The 18716-nt window shown below is 43.5% G+C and carries 13 protein-coding genes; 7 read left to right on the top strand and 6 right to left on the bottom strand.

Going from position 1 to position 18716, the window contains the following annotated elements; all coding sequences use genetic code 11:
• Window positions 1-90: 90 nt before the first annotated feature.
• From pdxH to cysS, 5 genes are all read right to left on the bottom strand, one after another.
• Entirely contained in the window at window positions 91-735 is a 645-nt protein-coding gene (gene pdxH / locus INT03_RS09925; RefSeq protein ID WP_193008836.1) for a pyridoxamine 5'-phosphate oxidase, read from the bottom strand.
• A 43-nt stretch (window positions 736-778) separates the two neighbouring features.
• A complete protein-coding gene (gene glmM / locus INT03_RS09920; RefSeq protein WP_193008821.1) occupies window positions 779-2149 on the bottom strand; it encodes a phosphoglucosamine mutase in 1371 nt (456 codons plus the stop codon).
• A 213-nt stretch (window positions 2150-2362) separates the two neighbouring features.
• A complete protein-coding gene (gene guaB / locus INT03_RS09915) occupies window positions 2363-3835 on the bottom strand; it encodes an IMP dehydrogenase (protein WP_045454296.1) in 1473 nt (490 codons plus the stop codon).
• A 402-nt stretch (window positions 3836-4237) separates the two neighbouring features.
• A complete protein-coding gene (locus tag INT03_RS09910) occupies window positions 4238-6250 on the bottom strand; it encodes a mechanosensitive ion channel family protein (protein ID WP_226950309.1) in 2013 nt (670 codons plus the stop codon).
• A 239-nt stretch (window positions 6251-6489) separates the two neighbouring features.
• Window positions 6490-7950, bottom strand: a complete 1461-nt coding sequence (cysS, locus tag INT03_RS09905) for a cysteine--tRNA ligase (RefSeq protein ID WP_193008820.1) — start codon at window positions 7948-7950, stop codon at window positions 6490-6492.
• Between the two features lie 212 nt (window positions 7951-8162).
• Between cysS and INT03_RS09900 the strand changes: the two genes are divergently transcribed.
• Window positions 8163-8759: a cob(I)yrinic acid a,c-diamide adenosyltransferase gene (locus INT03_RS09900; RefSeq protein ID WP_193008819.1), complete on the top strand. Its 597-nt coding sequence runs from the start codon at window positions 8163-8165 to the stop codon at window positions 8757-8759.
• Between the two features lie 169 nt (window positions 8760-8928).
• Here the strand turns inward: INT03_RS09900 and INT03_RS09895 are convergent, their stop codons facing one another.
• On the bottom strand, window positions 8929-9855 hold the full coding sequence (locus tag INT03_RS09895) for a hypothetical protein (protein ID WP_193008818.1): 927 nt from the start codon (window positions 9853-9855) through the stop codon (window positions 8929-8931).
• A 438-nt stretch (window positions 9856-10293) separates the two neighbouring features.
• On the opposite strand from INT03_RS09895, the gene INT03_RS09890 reads away from it, so the two are divergent.
• The 6 genes from INT03_RS09890 to INT03_RS09865 all read left to right on the top strand — a co-directional run bounded on the left by INT03_RS09890 (window position 10294) and on the right by INT03_RS09865 (window position 18695).
• Window positions 10294-11022: a glycerophosphodiester phosphodiesterase gene (locus INT03_RS09890; RefSeq protein WP_193008817.1), complete on the top strand. Its 729-nt coding sequence runs from the start codon at window positions 10294-10296 to the stop codon at window positions 11020-11022.
• 449 nt (window positions 11023-11471) lie between these two features.
• Window positions 11472-12650 carry an acyl-CoA desaturase gene (locus INT03_RS09885; protein WP_193008834.1) on the top strand — a complete coding sequence of 393 codons (1179 nt, stop codon included), beginning with the start codon at window positions 11472-11474 and terminating at the stop codon, window positions 12648-12650.
• Between the two features lie 323 nt (window positions 12651-12973).
• Window positions 12974-14440, top strand: a complete 1467-nt coding sequence (locus INT03_RS09880) for a protein adenylyltransferase SelO (RefSeq protein ID WP_193008816.1) — start codon at window positions 12974-12976, stop codon at window positions 14438-14440.
• A 359-nt stretch (window positions 14441-14799) separates the two neighbouring features.
• Window positions 14800-17121, top strand: a complete 2322-nt coding sequence (locus INT03_RS09875) for an NADP-dependent malic enzyme (RefSeq protein ID WP_060491229.1) — start codon at window positions 14800-14802, stop codon at window positions 17119-17121.
• Window positions 17122-17328: 207 nt separating this feature from the next.
• Entirely contained in the window at window positions 17329-18516 is a 1188-nt protein-coding gene (locus INT03_RS09870; protein ID WP_193008815.1) for a tRNA nucleotidyltransferase, read from the top strand.
• On the top strand, window positions 18510-18695 hold the full coding sequence (locus tag INT03_RS09865) for an SDR family oxidoreductase (RefSeq protein WP_193008814.1): 186 nt from the start codon (window positions 18510-18512) through the stop codon (window positions 18693-18695). Before INT03_RS09870 ends, INT03_RS09865 begins: the two co-directional genes overlap by 7 nt.
• The last annotated feature ends 21 nt before the right edge of the window (window positions 18696-18716 follow it).

The raw sequence follows: 18716 nt of genomic DNA, 5'->3' as shown, positions 1-18716 counted from the left end.
AATAAAATTAGGTGCTGTTGCTGTTTAGAGCAGCAACAGCACCTAAGAAATCACTCTCTGCTTATATCTAAATATAAACAGCAAATATGTTTAAGGTAATAAACGCTTGGTACTCCAGCTTTCACCATTGTCTTTAGTATAGACAATACGGTCATGCATACGATTGGCACGACCTTGCCAAAACTCAATTTCATGAATGCTAATCTCGTAACCACCCCAAAATTCTGGTGTTGGCACTTGGCTACTTTCTGGATACTGATTTTGTAGCTCATCAAACTTGGTTTGCATCACCTCACGATCAGCAACTTCGCCACTTTGAGGTTGACTGACCCACGCACCCACTTGACTGTCGTGAGGACGCTTTTGAAAGTAAGCAGCTGACTTATTAGCATCGATTTTAGCAATACTGCCACTAATACGTACTTGACGCTCCAGCTCTTGCCAAAAGAATAGCGCTTCGACATTCGGGTTTTCGGCAATATCTTGACCTTTAGCACTTTCATAATTGGTATAAAACACCACACCATTTTCGGTAATCTCACGCATAAGTACGATGCGCACGCTAGGTTTATTATCAGCACCGCACGTCGCCAGACTCATCGCATAAGGCTCTTGCACCTTTTGTGCTAATGCCTCATTCATCCATTCTTTTAGTAGCTCAAATGGAGAGTCTGGGACGGACTGTTGATCAAGCTCACCTTTTTCGTATGACAAACGCTGATCGGTAAAATCCATGCTCATAAAATATTCCTTATCTTAATATAACTACATTATCACTTTAACCCAATACTGCTTTGATATGGTCAGCCAAATCATTTGCCAATACATCACATTCTATTTCATCATCCGACTCAACCATCACACGTATCATAGGTTCTGTACCTGATTGGCGAATGAGCAGACGACCGCGACCCTCTAAAGTGGCCTGTGCTTTTGCAAAAGCAGCAACCAGCTCTTCATGCTCAAACGGATCTTGCATTTTACTTAAGCGTACATTGACCAGTTTCTGTGGCAATTTTTCAAAGCCTTCGGTCAAATCACTGAGCGCTTTACCACGTGCTTGCATTACCGCAAGCACTTGCAAGCCGGCGATAATGGCATCGCCCGTACGACTCTTATCTAAACATAGAATATGACCCGATGGTTCGCCGCCCAGTATCCAGCCATTCGCTTCAAGCTCATGCATCACATAACGATCGCCTACTTTTGCACGCGTAAATTTAATGTCTGCCGCTTTGAGTGCCAACTCTAAGCCCATATTACTCATCAGCGTACCAACCACACCTTTCGCCTTAGTCTGACATTGGGTAGCAAGTACGTATAAAATGCCATCGCCGTCGACCAGATTACCAGCCTCATCAACCATCACAATACGATCGCCATCACCGTCTAGTGCGATACCAACATCTGCTTCGTGCTCAATCACTGCTTTCTGTAAGCCTTCAGGATGGGTAGAGCCGCAGTCGGCATTGATATTGATGCCATCAGGCGTATTGTTAATAGCAATCACATTGGCACCCAACTCACGCATGACTCTTGGTGCCACGCTATAGCCTGCACCATTGGCACAATCTACGACGACAGTCAGATGACTCAAGTCGTACTGATAAGGAAAACTGCCTTTACAGAATTCGATATAGCGACCTTTGGCATCATTGATTCGATTATTTTTCCCCAATTGTGCTGGATCAAGAATAGGCATGATCACATTATTGTCTGCCTCAGAGGCACTCATAATCGCTTTTAGCTTATCATTAATAGAGTTTTGCATCTCATCAGTCAGCTTTTTGCCATCACCTGAAAACAGCTTGATACCGTTGTCATAGTAAGGATTGTGCGACGCTGAAATAACTACCCCAGCATCTGCATTAAAACTACGGGTCAAATGCGCAATCGCTGGTGTGGGTAATGGTCCAAGCATGTGAACATCAACACCAGCGGCGTTAAATCCTGCTTGCAATGCGCCTTCAATCACATAACCTGACAGCCGCGTATCCTTACCGATGACCACGCTTGGCTTGCGCGCAGGATTGTCATTATTCTCTATCAGCACACGTCCCGTCACATAGCCCAATTTTAAAATAAAGTCTGGTGTGATCGGCGACTCACCGAATTTTCCGCGAATACCATCGGTGCCAAAGTAGCTCATTATGTATGCTCCCAAATCTAAGAGTGAAAACCAGACGAATACGCAAACAATAACGTATAAACAGTCTAAGTAGTTATTATTATAATCCGCTTGTGTATTTTACAAAAAAAACAGCCAACAATAACAAGGCATTGTTGGCTGTTTGTATCTTAAAGTCACTGCAGCCCTGCAAAATAGCTATCGTTGACATAATGCAGGATTATAAAACACCTTTTAGTTCACACGATAGTTCGGTGCTTCTTTAGTGATTTGAACATCATGGACATGCGACTCTTTCATACCCGCCGATGTCACTTTAATGAACTGTGGATTGGTACGCATATCTTCGATGGTCGCAGAGCCAGTATAACCCATTGATGAGCGCAAACCGCCAACCAACTGATTAACAATACCAGCAACTGGACCTTTATAAGGAACTCGGCCTTCGATACCTTCTGGTACTAATTTTTCTACACCATCTTTGGCATCTTGGAAGTAACGGTCTGATGAACCATTTGAGCCTGACATCGCACCAAGGCTACCCATACCGCGGTAAGCTTTGTAGTAACGACCTTGGAACAGCTCAACTTCACCCGGCGCTTCTTCAGTGCCAGCCATCAATGAGCCTACCATGATGCACGAAGCACCAGCGGCAATAGCTTTTGCCATATCACCTGAATAGCGAATACCACCATCAGCAATTAGTGGAATACTGTCTTTTAATGCGCTAGCGACGTTATCGATGGCTGAGATTTGCGGCACACCGATACCAGCGATGATACGCGTAGTACAGATAGAACCAGGGCCAATACCGACTTTCACCGCATCAGCGCCTGCATCACGTAGTGCAAGTGCAGCATCCCCTGTTGCGATATTGCCACCGATGACTTGTACGTGTGGATAGTGCTTTTTAATCCAAGACACCTTATCAATCACGCCTTTTGAATGACCATGTGCGGTATCAACCACGATGATATCGACGTCAGCAGCGATTAACGCTTCAACACGCGCTTGGGTATCTGCACCAGTACCAACAGCAGCACCAACACGTAGACGACCTTGCTCATCTTTACAAGCATTTGGATTGTTTTCAGCTTTTGCAAAATCATTAACCGTAATCAAACCACGTAAGCGGAAATGATCGTCGATAACAATGACTTTTTCAATGCGGTGTTCATGTAGCAGACGCTTGATGTTTTCATTGCTTTCACCTTCATGTACTGTGACCAACTGATCTTTTGGCGTCATGATTTTGCTGACTGGCAAAGACAGATTGGTTTCAAAGCGCCAATCTCTGTGAGTCACAATACCCACGACATTATCAGTACCTCTTTCTACCACAGGTACGCCTGAGATATTATTATCTTGCGTCAGCTGTAGCAGATCACCAATCGTCATCTCTGGATGCACAGTGATCGGATCTACGACCGTACCTGCTTCAAATTTTTTGACGCGACGTACTTGTGTGGCTTGCTTGGCGATATCCATGCTCTTGTGCAAGATACCCATACCGCCTAACTGTGCCATCGTAATGGCCATTTCAGATTCGGTCACGGTATCCATCGCGGCAGAAATCAGCGGTAGATTCAGCGTGATATTTTTGGTCAAACGGGTAGTCAGATCGGCAGTTTTTGGCAAGACTTCAGAATAAGCTGGCAACAATAAAACGTCATCAAAGGTTAAGGCTTCATCGACAATTCGCAACATACAGACCCCTAGTGGTGGTTATTTTGATGGGTGGGATATTTTTGGCATTAAGACAATCAACCAAAATCACCGATATGACTTTATGAAGCTAAAGTCTTAAAATTAAAGACCTCGTATCACAAAGTTTTAGATAATCAGCAATGAACCAGTCGGTGTTTGTGATTAAACAAACAGAGACACTCGAAAATTGCCATTGATTGATGCTAATAAGTTTGCACAAATATAGCGCGCCCCTACTCTTAATCGCTCATTTATCCCTTAAAAATAACGCCATATTATAACAAATAATCAGACAAATCGCATGCTATATTTGTCAGCTTATTTTGCTAGCGCTTGTCTATCAATATCGACATCTGTAAAGCCCAGCTATTTAAAAGCATAGAAAATACACTCAATCGTTGGTTACTGGTCTTGACCCTTCAATATCAAACGTTCAGCAGGCAGATAAGCTTTTTGTTTGCTATATAAATAATTCAACATCTGCTCACGTATCTCACAGGCCAGTGTCCATGCTTCTATAGGACCTACCGCTGAAACAGCGCCGCGCAGGTGAATAATGTTGGCAGTCACCTCAACGACAAACATTTCAGGCTCAGTTTTGTTGTCCCAAAGCTTATTGTCTTTGACCGCCGATATAAATTGCTGGCGAATGGCATCAATATCTGCACCATAATCGACATATAAAAACACAGGACAGGTCTGATGTACTTCTGTATGTGACCAGTTTTCTACCGTTTCGGTGATCAGTTCACGCATCGGCACGATTAATCGACGTTCATCCCATGTTTTGAGTACCGCATACGTATAACGCAGGTCTTCAACGGTACTAAAATTGCCATCCATTATCACACTGTCGCCAATCCGTACCGGCTGGGTCACGGCCACCTGTACCCCAGCAATGATGTTACCCAGTATCGGCTGCGCGGCAATCCCAATGACCACGCCTGCGATACCAGCCGAGGTCAATAGCGTTTTGCCAAGACCTTCCATGTTGGCAAATTCACTGAGACCAATCCAAATACTGCCCAAAATCATGACAAAAATAAAGACGCGGCGAAATATCGATACATAAGTACGGCGACGGCGCTCTTTATCAAAGTGCTCTTCAGCCAGATTTTCAATTTGTAGGCTTTGATAGCGATTAGCAAAAAAGTTAATAACACGAATGCCAAGCCATAAGGTGCTAAATACTAGCCCAATCCAGATAAGCGGACGAGTCGATGAAGCTACTGCATCCAAATAAGGAAAACCGCCTGACACCAAAGTAAAGACGAGCAAAAAACTGATGGTAAAAGTCAACGGCACGGTCAGCTTATTAACCAAATCTGCCACGCCATTAGTACTACCAACATAATTACTATATTTCTCATCATCGATATAACGGCTGATTATTTTTTCCGTGCCTTTACTGAGTAACCACCCTACTCCCATGGTCACTAAGAAAAACAATGCTAATGCCAAAAACTCCCATAGTGCAATACTAAAAATCTTAAGTTTTAACCATCCAGGTAAATAACGCTCAAATTCCGCTGGATGATATTGCTCATAGAGATTGTCGATATTATCAACTGTCTGTGCAGAAAATACCCAAATAGGCGCAGCCTCACCAACCCGTACTCGTTGCAAATAAATGGGGACACGGCGCTCACGATAGTCAATATAGCCTAGCTGAATCGAACGTCTAGGAATGCCCATAATACTACTGGTATTGCCAAGCGGCGGCTCGATTAAACCATCTGGGCGATCTGGCAGATCATCAAAAACGTAAAGCTCTTTTTCCGTTAACAAAAAATCCAACCGTTTTGATAACTCAAGCGCGTGGTTACGCTGAATTTTCTGATCGATTAAATTCATGTTGAGTGCATAAGCAGCCAAGTCGTATTGTTGCTTCATGACCGCTGACTGAAAAAACTCTAAAGTCGCTAGTGGCGTGGTTAAATTTGGCAGTTCAGACAATGGCGGCAAGCCTACATTGAGCTTGTCTAGCAAATAATAACCTTCATTGTATTCACCCGTCAGTCCAGAATCTCCCTGCAAATTACCCGCTTGCTCTACTGCATTGCGCTCGGTAGGATCAAATATCTCTTCTGCAACGCCAGAGATGCTGAGGTTTTCATCTTTAATTATATTGATTTTCTGAGTGGCATATTCAGCCAGATTATCGGGCTTGCTGATTGAAGTTGATGACGAGTTAGACTGCTCATCCGCAGCTTGTTCGCTATCGCTTTGCATATCACTAGTGCTTGCGGCATTAGCGGGTGCAAACACAGCATTCATGCTGACTATAAAAAAAACCAATAGTAATGACAAAGTACTGGCGCGCACATTCCAACGCTGGGGGTTAGGATAGTGGTCACTGTCGGTATCAATTGCTATACGATGACTGCCAACAATGCTTTTTTTGAGAATATTCATATTTTAAAAGCCATTAATTCACTTGATGTTTGCATCTCTTGAAGTTTGCCTACAAAGCTTATTCTTACATATATTGCATAGCCAATTTAGCTTCATATTTCTTGTTTGACTGCAATTTATCTTTTTCTTAGCACCATTTTTAGAATGATGACACACTCTAGTTTAGTCTATAAAAAAAGCCAGCTCAAAGCTGACTTAGTTTATGACTATCTATATGGGTGTTCTGTAACATGATTGCCTTAAGCGCGGCGCCATGTCGTGCCAGCACGGCTGTCTTCAAGCTCAATACCAGCATCTTTTAATTGCTCACGTATCTCATCAGCACGCGCAAAGTTTTTATTGGTTTTGGCATCCGCACGCTCAATGATTAAACCATCGATAGTGTCATCGGTTAAACCATCATCCGCCTGTTCACCAATCACTGCTTGCAAAAACTGTTGAACTGGCTGCTGTAAAATATTGAGTACCTGTGCCAACGTTTTGAGCTGCTCTGCTAATTGCCATGCGGTGTCTACGTCTTCGGCTTTAATAGCTTTATTAATATCGCGCGCCAGCCCAAACAATACACTGATCGCCGTTGAACTATTAAAGTCATCGTTCATGGCTTTGATGAAATCTTGTCCAGCACTGCTGCTATAAGCATCATTTATCAGCGTATCACTGACGACGAGCGTCTGCCCTTTTTGTTGTTCGGCCAATTTTAACGCATTATACAATCTGCTTAGGCTATTATGTGCTTCATCCAATGCACTATCAGAGAAGTTTACTTGGCTACGATAATGACTTGATAATAGGAAAAAGCGTACGGTTTCAGGTAGGTATTTTGCTATCACATCGCGAATGGTTGAAAAGTTCGCTAATGACTTAGACATTTTTTCGCCATCGACATTAATGAAACCGACATGCATCCAGTTACGCGCGTATTCACAGCCAGTCGCGGCTTCAGACTGCGCTATCTCGTTTTCGTGATGCGGAAACTGTAAGTCGTGACCACCGCCATGAATATCAAAGGTACTACCCAAGCACTTGGTCGACATCGCTGAGCATTCGATATGCCAACCTGGACGCCCCTGTCCCCATGGTGACGCCCATTGCGGCTCATCAGGTTTCGCGGCTTTCCACAGGACAAAGTCAAACGGATTTCGTTTGTCATTTTCGACATCGACGCGTGAACCTGCTTGCATCTCATCGAGATTACGCTTAGACAATTTACCATAATCTGCAAAATTATCGACGGCATAGTAGACATCACCATTGTCGCCTGTGTACGCATAATTACCTGTAACCAGCGTCTCAATCATGTGTTGCATGTCATCAATATGGTCAGTCGCCCGCGGCTCAGCATCAGGTGCCAAGCAACCAAGTGCTGCGAAATCTTCGTGCATGGCTTCAATAAAACGCTGCGTTAACGTACCTATCTCTTCGCCATTCTCGGCGGCGCGCGCGATGATTTTGTCATCAATATCGGTGATATTGCGCACATAATTAACGTCATAACCCAATTGCGTAAGCCAACGTACCACCATATCAAACCCAATCATCATTCGAGCATGCCCAATATGACAATAATCATAAACGGTCATACCGCACACATACATGCCTACTTGCCCTGATTTGAGTGGTACAAACTGACGTTTTCCGCCAGTCAGTGAGTCATAAATAGCAAGCTGAGACATCGCATCGGCAAGTGGTGTGGTCATGGTTAAAAAGCCTTTTAATATAAATAAAATAGATAAAATAAAAATATAATCAATGTTTGGATATTAAACAGTACTGACTATGGTCGCTATAACTGTAAAAATAGCGGCAACATAAAACCTAACCCATTATCTTAGCGAAAACAGCCATAAAATACTACAATGAGCCCGCAACTAACATCATTCAATCATAAAAAACTGTTAAGGATTTAGATATGGGCAATCGTTTAAGCAAAATATATACGCGTACTGGAGATGACGGTAGTACTGGCATGGCAGACGGCAGCCGCGTCAGCAAAGCAGACAATCTATTTAGCGTAATGGGTGATATCGACGAGCTTAACTCACACATTGGTCTGGTACGTGCTCAGTTACAGCATAATAAAGGGCAATCTATAGAGAAAGAATTTTCTCAAGCGTTAGTCATCATTCAGCACTTATTGTTTAATATCGGTGGTGAGCTGGCTATGCCAGAATATGAAGGCGTCAATGCCACTCACATTACATGGTTAGAACAGCAAATTGATGCGATGAATACCACCTTGCCGCCGCTAAAAGATTTTATCTTGCCCACAGGTTCGGTATTGGTCAGCCAACTACATGTTGCGCGTACGATCTGTCGCCGTGCAGAGCGCCAAGCAGTGCTATTACAGCAAGAGCGACCACAAGCGATTCGCAGTACGGCCGTGAGTTTTATCAATCGCTTATCGGATTGGTTGTTTGTCGCTGCTCGCTTTTGTACAGATCCCAACAAAGTCTCTGAAGTCTTATGGGACAGTCAGGTATTACAAAAATTCGCTGATAAAAAATAATTGCGCAGGACTACTTTAGTGGACTAAAACGCTAAAATAACACCCTAGGATCAAGGTTTAGCATAAAATATAAAAAAGCCCGCAACCTTAACACTGCGGGCTTTTTATTGACTAAGCGATACTATTCAGTCACGACAATATTATTCGAAAACAGCTTAAACCTTACTAATTAGTAAGTAGCGCTGTCATCTTCAATAATGACCATATCGATACTTTCATCTTTAGGTACTGATTTCGGTACAGCTGGGGTTTTGACCTCAGGAGTGGCTGACGCGCTGCTATCCGTATTACTACTGCTTGGATTGTTAATAGTCGGCGGCGTGGCAGGCTGAGTAGGACGAATCGGCTCAACTGGCTTGACTACTTGAGGCTGACGAACGGGTGCTGACTGACTGTCATCGTTTTGTGCTGCACGGCGCTCAGTGCTACGTTGGGCGCGCTGCTCATCCATCGCTGATTTAAATACAGAACCTGCCATCACATCGGCGACCACAGTAATCAATGCTGGCTGCCCAGCAATACGTGTGCGTACTTGACCGCCTTGAGTACCAACGACATAAGTAAAGGCATCATCAACCAACATGTTATTGTTGATACGAATGTTATTTTGCGCTAAGCGTGATTGTAGGCTTGGCAAATTGTTGGCTGCTTGTACTTGACTGGCTTGATACAAATCTTCGCTTGGTAACGTCATGCTCACGCTTGCCTGACAAGTCGTCATACCATTGTCATTGGCTGCTTGTAAGACTGCAGCATTTTGTACATCAATCACAATGCCGTTGGTTTTATTAGTGATAGCGCCGCTAGCGAGACTGATCTCTGCATCATTTGCGTAGTTGGCAGCCAGCGTTTGTGCTTGTTGATTGAGCGTGTTTTTTAAAGCCGTTTTGAGACGATCTTGTACCATGGGGTCATCACAGCTCACCGCAGTAGCTGCAGTATTTTCAGTAGATGCAGACTCTTGCTCTGTGAGCTCTGCCGTCTCGGTGGTATCTTCCTTCTCTGAGCGATCACAGCCAGCAAGCGCTAAACCACATACCATGCCAATACCAGCCACTTTATACCACTTGCTCACGTTTTTATTTGCTACGCTCATATTTCTTTTGCTCCCAATTTACTAATACGTACCGCCACTGATGGACAGTGATTGATGTTCAAACCGCAACCCTAGCTGCCCTAGGTTTGAAAACCAGATTATTATACGGTGTTTAAATAAAATGTTCATTAGTGTAGCCCATGGATATACAAATAACGTCCCTCATTATAGGTAAAACCTGTATTTAGTTGCAAAAACATAACAAATACATACTTATGAATTCGCTGTAAATACGCTTTTAGACTACCGCGATCAACTAGGGTCTGTTGAATGTTTGACAGACAGTAAACATATTCTAAGATTTCGCTCAGCTCATATCTATAAGGTTTTTGGATAAAAGGAACCACATAGTAATATTGCTCTATCGAGCAAATTTTATTAGACGCTGTTGTTTTAGCACTATATGATTGCGCGTATCACTAACCAACCATATAAATTATGATAAATTTTGAAAACACGCTTTTATTGGGTCATCGCGGTGCGCGCGGCGAAGCATTAGAAAATACCTTTTCAGGCTTTGAGTACGCTCAACGTCTCAACACTCAGGGTTTGGCAGGGGTTGAGTTTGATGTACAACTGAGTGCGGATGGTCATTTAATCGTGTTTCATGATGACACGCTGCAACGCATGTGTGGTCAGCAAGCACGTGTTGATCAGTTGAATCTTACTGAGATTCAACGCCATTCGCAGTTTGGTCATCAGATTATGACATTAGGGCAGGTAGTGCCGTTGCTAAAGGGCTTTACTGATATTGAACTGGAGATTAAAACGCATGACCGTACTGATTATGCTAAATTGGTAAAAGCATTGACACACAACCTCATCGATAGCCCACTTGCCAAACTACCCATTGTGCTGACCAGTTTCGATGTAGAGCTACATGTTCGCTTACAACGTCATCCATTACTAAAGCATATCTCTCGCGGCTTGCTCATTCGCACACCTGAAGTCTTAATGACTGCACCGAATACCGCCTTGCAACTTGGCTGTATTCAGCTAGGTATCCACTATCCGCTGATTAGTCGAGCAGTCATTAAACATAGCCACTGTCATGGCTTGCCAGTGAGTGCGTGGACGGTCAATGATATTGACACGATTAAACAGCTGATCGCATGGCAAGCTGACGTTATCATCACTGATTATCCAAGTCATTTACTGCTGGGTTAATAAGCATCGCCTTTATTTGATTTATTTAAAATCATCTACATATCTACGGTGTTACTTACACTTCTCCTCAATGCCTGATAAGTCATCCATTATTTTCGTTAATACATTCCATAATCAATACAAGTTATTGTTATTTAGCAATATTTTTACAGTGTATAACTGTTCACTTTATTGATTTTTTAAGGTATCATATAGGCTTAAATTAATACCGCTAGGGATATTATATGATTGCAAAAAAAGCACTTGGCTTACCGCTTAAAGGCTTACGTTTCGCTATCAAATCTGGTGATACGCTTATCAAAGCCGCCAGCACTCAAGCCACACGTTTTAAGACACGTTTTGACGAGAGTAAAACTGCAAGCTCACTTAATGAGCAGCCTGTTGCCAAACGCAACTACGCCCATGCTGCGGGAGAGCAAGATGTCTCTACTAAAGAAGACAGCATTGATATGCGCGAGTTTGAGTTTACAAAAGCGCCGATCAACTGGATTCCAGCGACTATCTTGGTAGCCACACCTATTGCTGCTGCGATCATTACACCATGGTATTTGTTTACTCATGATGTTAGCGCGCCAGTTTGGGGCGTATTTGGTGCCTTTATGGTATGGACAGGCATTAGTATTACCGCTGGTTATCATCGCCTGCTATCGCATCGTGCTTATAAAGCGCATCCAATCGTCAAAAACTTTTTATTGCTAGGTTCCACCTTTGCCGTACAAGGTTCAGCATTTGATTGGGTTTCTGGTCACCGTACGCATCATCGTCATGTCGATGACCGCTTAGAAGACCCGTACTCAGCAAAGCGTGGCTTTTTCTTTAGTCATATGGGCTGGATGCTACGCAATTATCCTAGCGGTAAATTTGACTATAAAAATATCCCTGACCTAACCAAAGATAGAACCTTACAGATTCAGCATAAATATTACGGTCTCTGGGTTGCGGCATTGAACATCGGTGCAGTCGCTGCGATCGGTTGGTTATTGGGTGATGTTTGGGGTACTTTGGTCATCGTAGGCTTACTACGTCTGGTACTGACGCACCACTTTACCTTCTTTATTAACTCGCTATGTCATATGTTTGGCACGCGTCCTTATACGGATACCAATACTGCTCGCGATAACTTCTTCTTAGCTATCTTTACGTGGGGTGAGGGTTATCATAACTACCATCACTTCTTCCAATACGATTATCGTAACGGTGTAAAATGGTGGCAGTATGATCCTACTAAATGGTTGATTGCTGGCCTATCAAAGCTGGGCTTAACCAGTGAGCTACGTACCGTTGATGACACCACTATCAAGCATGCAGAAGTACAAATGCAATTTAAAGCGGCTCAGCAGCAAATCGATACAGCAGCAGTAAGCGGCATTGATCTTCCTCATGCGATGAAGAGCTTCCAAGACCGTATTAAGTTTGAATATGATGCCTTTATGCAGACTGTTGAAGAATGGCAAGCACTCAAAGCCAAAACGATTGAGCTGAAAAAGACAGAATATGCCGATCGCTTGTATGAAGTGGAAGATGAGCTAAAGCATGACTATGCCAAAATTGAACAGAAAATCCTTGAGCATAACAGCAACTTAAAAACCGCGTTTCGCTCTATCGGAATCAGTAAAAAAGCGGCATAATCGCTGATTATTAAACTGTATTTTATTACCTTTGTGATGAACGATAATTGTAAAGCTTCTCCTTCCCTCTATCTGCTACAGATAGAGGGATTTTTTTGCTCATCCTTTATAGATCGTATCGAACATTGATTTATAGAAATAAAAAGGACAAGTGGAAGCAATATCTTTGTTTGATAGGCTAAATGCATTCAATATTACTCATGGTTTTTGGCTGCGCTATTACAAGAGATGGACAGAGTGAAACGATGTAATATCAAGGCTATGCTATAGTGCTTTTATCGCCCCTACACTTTACTTATACTTCAAAAGCAGGAACGGCTTGTATGCGCTATCAAAATACCTATGTCAATCTAGACACTCGCCTTTATCATGAGCAACCGCCAACGCCTCTGGACAATCCACGTGCTGGACACTTCAACATGCAAGTTGCGCAGCAGTTAGGCTGGACAGATGATGAAGATCTGATGACACATTGGGTAGAGATACTCAGTGGTCAATACGTGCCAGCGGATTTTAAGCCATTGGCCATGGTTTATGCGGGTCACCAATTTGGGCAATGGGCAGGTCAATTGGGTGATGGGCGCGGCTTGCTGATGGCACAAGTGCTCGATAACAATAATCAATTGCAAGACTTGCACCTTAAGGGCGTTGGTCTGACGCCTTATTCGCGGATGGGTGATGGTCGCGCTGTCTTGCGCAGCACTATTCGCGAGTATTTATGTGGTCATGCCCTTACACAATTAGGTGTTCCCTCCTCTAATGCTTTGGGATTTGTTGTCTCCGACACGAGGGTGCGCCGTGAGCGCATGGAAGCAGGTGCGGCATTGATGCGCGTGGCTGACAGCCATATTCGCTTAGGTCATATCGAGTGGATTGCCAGCTTTGCGCCCGATTTGCTCGCTGAGTTCACCGATTATATGATCGACACTTATTATCCAGAGTGCCGTGATAGTGACGCTCCCATACTGACATTTTTAACCACGGTGGTTGAGCGAACCGCACGAATGATCGCTGACTGGCAACTGATTGGCTTTGCGCATGGCGTGATGAATACTGACAACCTCTCTATCACTGGTAGCACCTTAGACTTTGGTCCATTTGGTTTTATGGAGCGCTTCAACCCTGCTTGGATCAACAACCACTCTGATCATACTGGTCGCTACGCTTATCAGAATCAACCTGCTATTGGTCACTGGAACCTCAATGCTTGGCTGCCACATTTTATGCGCTTAGAGGGCGTAACACGTGAGGCGTTAGCAGACTGTCTAGCGCCTTATGAAGCCACATTTATGCAGCACTATCAGCAAGGGCTTTGTCGTAAGCTTGGGCTGCCGCATGCAAAAGAGAGTCTAACATTGGCTTTTGAATGGTTAACCTTGTTAGAAGACAACTTGCTGGATTATACCAATAGCTTCCGTGCGCTACTCGGTTTGGTCGCGCCGAATGAGCACCATTATGAAGAGCACCTATTGTCAATCATGACGAATGAGCTTAGCGATGATGCCCAGCAAGTCTGGCAAGATTGGTCGACTCGTTATATGGCGCAAATACAGCAGCTGCCACTTGAGCAAGTTATCGATGATATGACAGCCAACAATCCTGTTTATGTACTGCGCAATAGTATGGCGCAGCGTGCCATTACGGCAGCAGAACAAGGACAGTTCGAAGAAGTGAGTCGAGTATTCGATTTACTGGCTAATCCTTATCAGGTACAAGCAATCGCTACCCTTCTCGATACGATGCCGCCTACCCCACATGCGCCGCAAATGCCGATTAGTTGCTCGTCTTAATGATATGTTATTAAAATGCTATTCTGTAATATTTTGAAACATTATGAGATTAAGGTTGATATTTAACCCTATTTTTTGGCATTATTAATTGGCTAAATAATGAATATCATTTTACTATATTATTCTCGCCGTTCACGGCAGCTGACTAGGCAGTGAATTGGCAATAGTGCTAGAATAACTATTCCACTAGATTACTTTTTTGGCTCAATGCTTAATCGCTAATCCTGACACTTTAAATTATTAACTGTTTAGCGTCACGTTGCCCTTAGAGGATTATTATTCCATGATTTTTTGAGGGTAAAACGTTATTTTTATCTCCATTTACTTTATTCCAATTTATTCTAACCATGGCAATTATTATGAATGACGATACCACTTTGAATACGGATAACCTTAGTACAGAAAAAGAGCAGTTTGAACAAGCTGCCTTACATTATCATGAGTTCCCACGTCCAGGCAAAATCTCTGTCACCCCTATTAAGCAGTTGGCAAACCAACGTGACTTAGCACTTGCCTATTCACCAGGTGTGGCAGTTCCTTGTCTTGAGATTCAAAGAGATCCGACGTTAGCGGCTAAATATACCGCCCGTAGCAACTTGGTTGGTGTTATCACCAACGGTACTGCGGTACTGGGTCTAGGTAATATCGGGCCATTGGCATCGAAGCCTGTGATGGAAGGTAAAGGGGTTTTATTCAAAAAATTCGCAGGTATCGACGTTTTTGATATTGAAATTGCACAAAATGATCCAGACAAATTCATCGAGGCAGTTGCTTCTCTTGAGCCTACTTTCGGTGGTATCAATCTAGAAGACATCAAAGCACCAGAATGTTTCAAAATTGAGCGTGAATTACGTAAGCGCATGAACATTCCAGTATTCCACGATGACCAACATGGTACGTCAATCATTGTTGCAGCAGCGATGCTCAACGCGCTATTGATTACTGGCAAAAAAATCGAAGAGATTAAAATCGTCTGCTCAGGTGCTGGTGCCGCCGCCATTTCTTGTTTAGATATTATTTGCGCACTTGGTGTAAACAAAAACAATATCTTCGTTTCAGATTCACGCGGTATCATTACGACTATCCGTGAAAATCTTGACGAAACCAAACAGCGCTATGCGCGTGAGACGACTGCGACCACTATCGACGAAGTGATGGATGATGTCGATATGTTCCTTGGTCTATCGATGCCTGGTACGTTATCTGAAGATATGGTTCGCCGTATGGCAAAAGACCCTATCGTCTTTGCCCTTGCCAACCCAACACCTGAGATCATGCCAGAATTGGCGCACGCCGTACGTCCAGATGTCATCATGGCAACGGGTCGCTCAGACTATCCAAACCAAGTAAACAACGCTTTATGCTTCCCTTACATCTTCCGCGGCGCATTAGATGTTGGTGCCACGACTGTTAACGAAGAGATGAAAGTCGCTTGTGTAAGAGCTATCGCTGCGATGGCACACGTTGAAGCAACGCCAACCACCAGCGCTAGAAACATTGAAAAAATGCAAAGTTTCGGTCGTGATTACCTGATTCCAGGACCTTTAGAGCCAAACCTAATCATCGAGATCGCGTCTGCGGTCGCTCAAGCTGCGATGGACTCAGGCGTTGCAACCTTACCTATCGCTGATATGCAAGCTTATCGTCAGCGTCTGTCTGAGTTTGTCTATAACTCTGCATTCGTGATGAAACCAATCTTTGCTCGCGCTAAAGCCGATCCAAAACGTATCGTTTACTGTGAAGGTGAAGACAATAATATCTTACTTGCTGTGCAAGTGGTCGTTGATGAAAAGCTAGCCCAACCTATTTTAATTGGTCGTCCTTCAGTCATCGAAGCCAATATCGAAAAACTAGGGTTACGTCTAAAAGATGGTGTGAACATCTCTATCGTCAATATCGATGACGATCCTCGTTATAAAGACTACTGGCAGGGTTACTACGAGAAGAACAAACGTCTTGGTGTAAGTATTGAACTTGCTCGCCGTGATGTTCGTCGTAAGACCACATTGATCGGCTCACTATTGGTCGAAAATGGCGCTGCAGATGGCATGGTATGTGGTACGTTTAGCCATTATCAGTTGCACTTAAAATATGTACAAAGCGTTATTGGCAAAAAAGAAGGTGTGAACGACTTCTATGCTATGAATGCAGTACTCATGCAAGATCGTAATATTTTCATCGCTGATACTTATATCCACGAAGATCCAACGGCTGAACAATTGGCTGAAATGACTGTCTTGGCAGTTGATCAATTACGTCGCTTTGGTATTACACCACGTGTCGCACTAGTTTCTCATTCTAACTTTGGCGCTTCAAATCGCACCAGTGCTGTCAAGATGCGCAAGGTATATGAACTGCTGACAGATATGAATGTAGACTTTGAATTCGACGGCGAGATGCAAGGTGACGCCGCGTTGAATGAACATATTCGTTTAAACAACATGCCATCAAGTCCATTAAAAGGTGCTGCAAATCTGCTCATCTTACCAACACTTGACGCCTCAAATATTGCCTTTAACTTACTCAAGACAGCAACTGGTAGCGCCTCTATTGGTCCTATTTTATTAGGTACTAGCAAACCGGTACATATTCTCACACCATCAGCAACTGCACGTGGTATCGTCAATATGACTGCTCTTTCCGTTACTGAAGCTCAAGATTTGGCGAGCGAAAATCAGTAATATATCCTGCGCTACCTAGTAGTATGTGTTATCGAGATGGTCTCTGTTATTCATTTATAGAGACCGTCTGCTATACTAAAACCAGTCAATGCTATTAAACAGCGTTGTCTGGTTTTTTTTGCTTGTTATACATTGGCTAAGACGCAACGTAGCCTTATTCAGTATCAGTCATCACTTGCTCAATAAAAATAAAAGATAGAGGCATTCATGCAAATTTACCTTGTCGGCGGCGCGGTACGCGATCAACTGTTAGCACGTCCTATTAAAGATAAAGATTTTGTCGTCGTTGGTGCAACTGTTGCAGAAATGCTTGATGCAGGGTTCCAGCAAGTGGGTGCAGATTTCCCTGTATTTTTGCATCCTAGTAGCCATGAAGAATACGCATTGGCACGCACTGAACGCAAAGAAGGCTTGGGGTATAAAGGCTTTAGCGTACATGCCAGTCCTGATGTCAGCTTAAAAGAGGATCTACAACGTCGAGACTTGACGATTAATGCCATGGCGATAGAAGTCACCAGCTTAACTGATGATACGCCAATCAACGGTGACGTCATTGACTATTATGGTGGCATGGCTGATATAGAAAGCAAAACCTTGCGTCATGTATCAGGTGCATTTAGCGAAGACCCTCTACGAGTGCTTCGGACCGCTCGCTTCTATAGCCGTTATTATGATCTAGGTTTTGTCATTGCTGATGAAACTTTGACGTTGATGCGCCAATTGGTTGACTCTGGAGAGCTTGCGCATTTAAGTGCAGAGCGCATTTGGCAAGAATCTAGCCGTGCAACCATGCAGCTATCGCCGCAGGTATACTGGCAACAACTGTTTGAGATTGGTGCGCTCATAGAATATTTTGCCCCACTACATGAAGCTTGGGCTAATACTCAGATACGTGAAACGGTACAGACTGCGCTATATTTCGCAGGGCAAATGCAATTGAATCTATCACAGCGCTGGGCACTATTAATGAGTAGCCTTAATTCATTTTTATTTACCTCAGAACATACAAATGAAAACGTGAATAAAGCAGCCAATACAAAAGGTATCAATGATATAGGCAACGCCGCTAAGGTACCAAAGGCACACACTCAATTTTCGACTCTCTTCACTCAGCAAGCCACAAAGCTAAGCACAATAAACCATTTAAGCGCGGCTGAAAAAATTGACCTCACACAAACTTGCGGCGCTCATAAAGAGCCTGATAAGTTATCGCAGCTATTAGTGACCAGTCACGTGTTGCAATTGGCAACACAGCACCGTCAGATGATGATAGCATTGAATAGCTTTCATGCCATTAGTATGCAGGATATTGACTCAGCACTAACAGGCCCTGCGATTGGTGCGGCATTACGACAAGCCAGAATTGAGCACTTGCAAGTACGAAACCAATGTTAAGAAAATTTAAAAAGATGCAGCAGCGCGATATCATTGACTCAATTCCTATGCAGCGTATAGGTCGACCTGACGAGATTGCCCATCATGTGTTGTACCTCGTACAGGCCAATTATATTACTGCTGAGATTATTACTGTTGATGGTGGTCGCAGCCTGACATTGGCTGATGGTCATATTTGATAGAAAAGTAGAGCATCATAA

It is taken from the genome of Psychrobacter sp. PG1 (genome assembly GCF_014897815.1).
GTDB lineage: Bacteria > Pseudomonadota > Gammaproteobacteria > Pseudomonadales > Moraxellaceae > Psychrobacter.
Note: the sequence above shows the minus strand (reverse complement) of the source record. Positions and strands in the feature narration are given on the sequence as shown.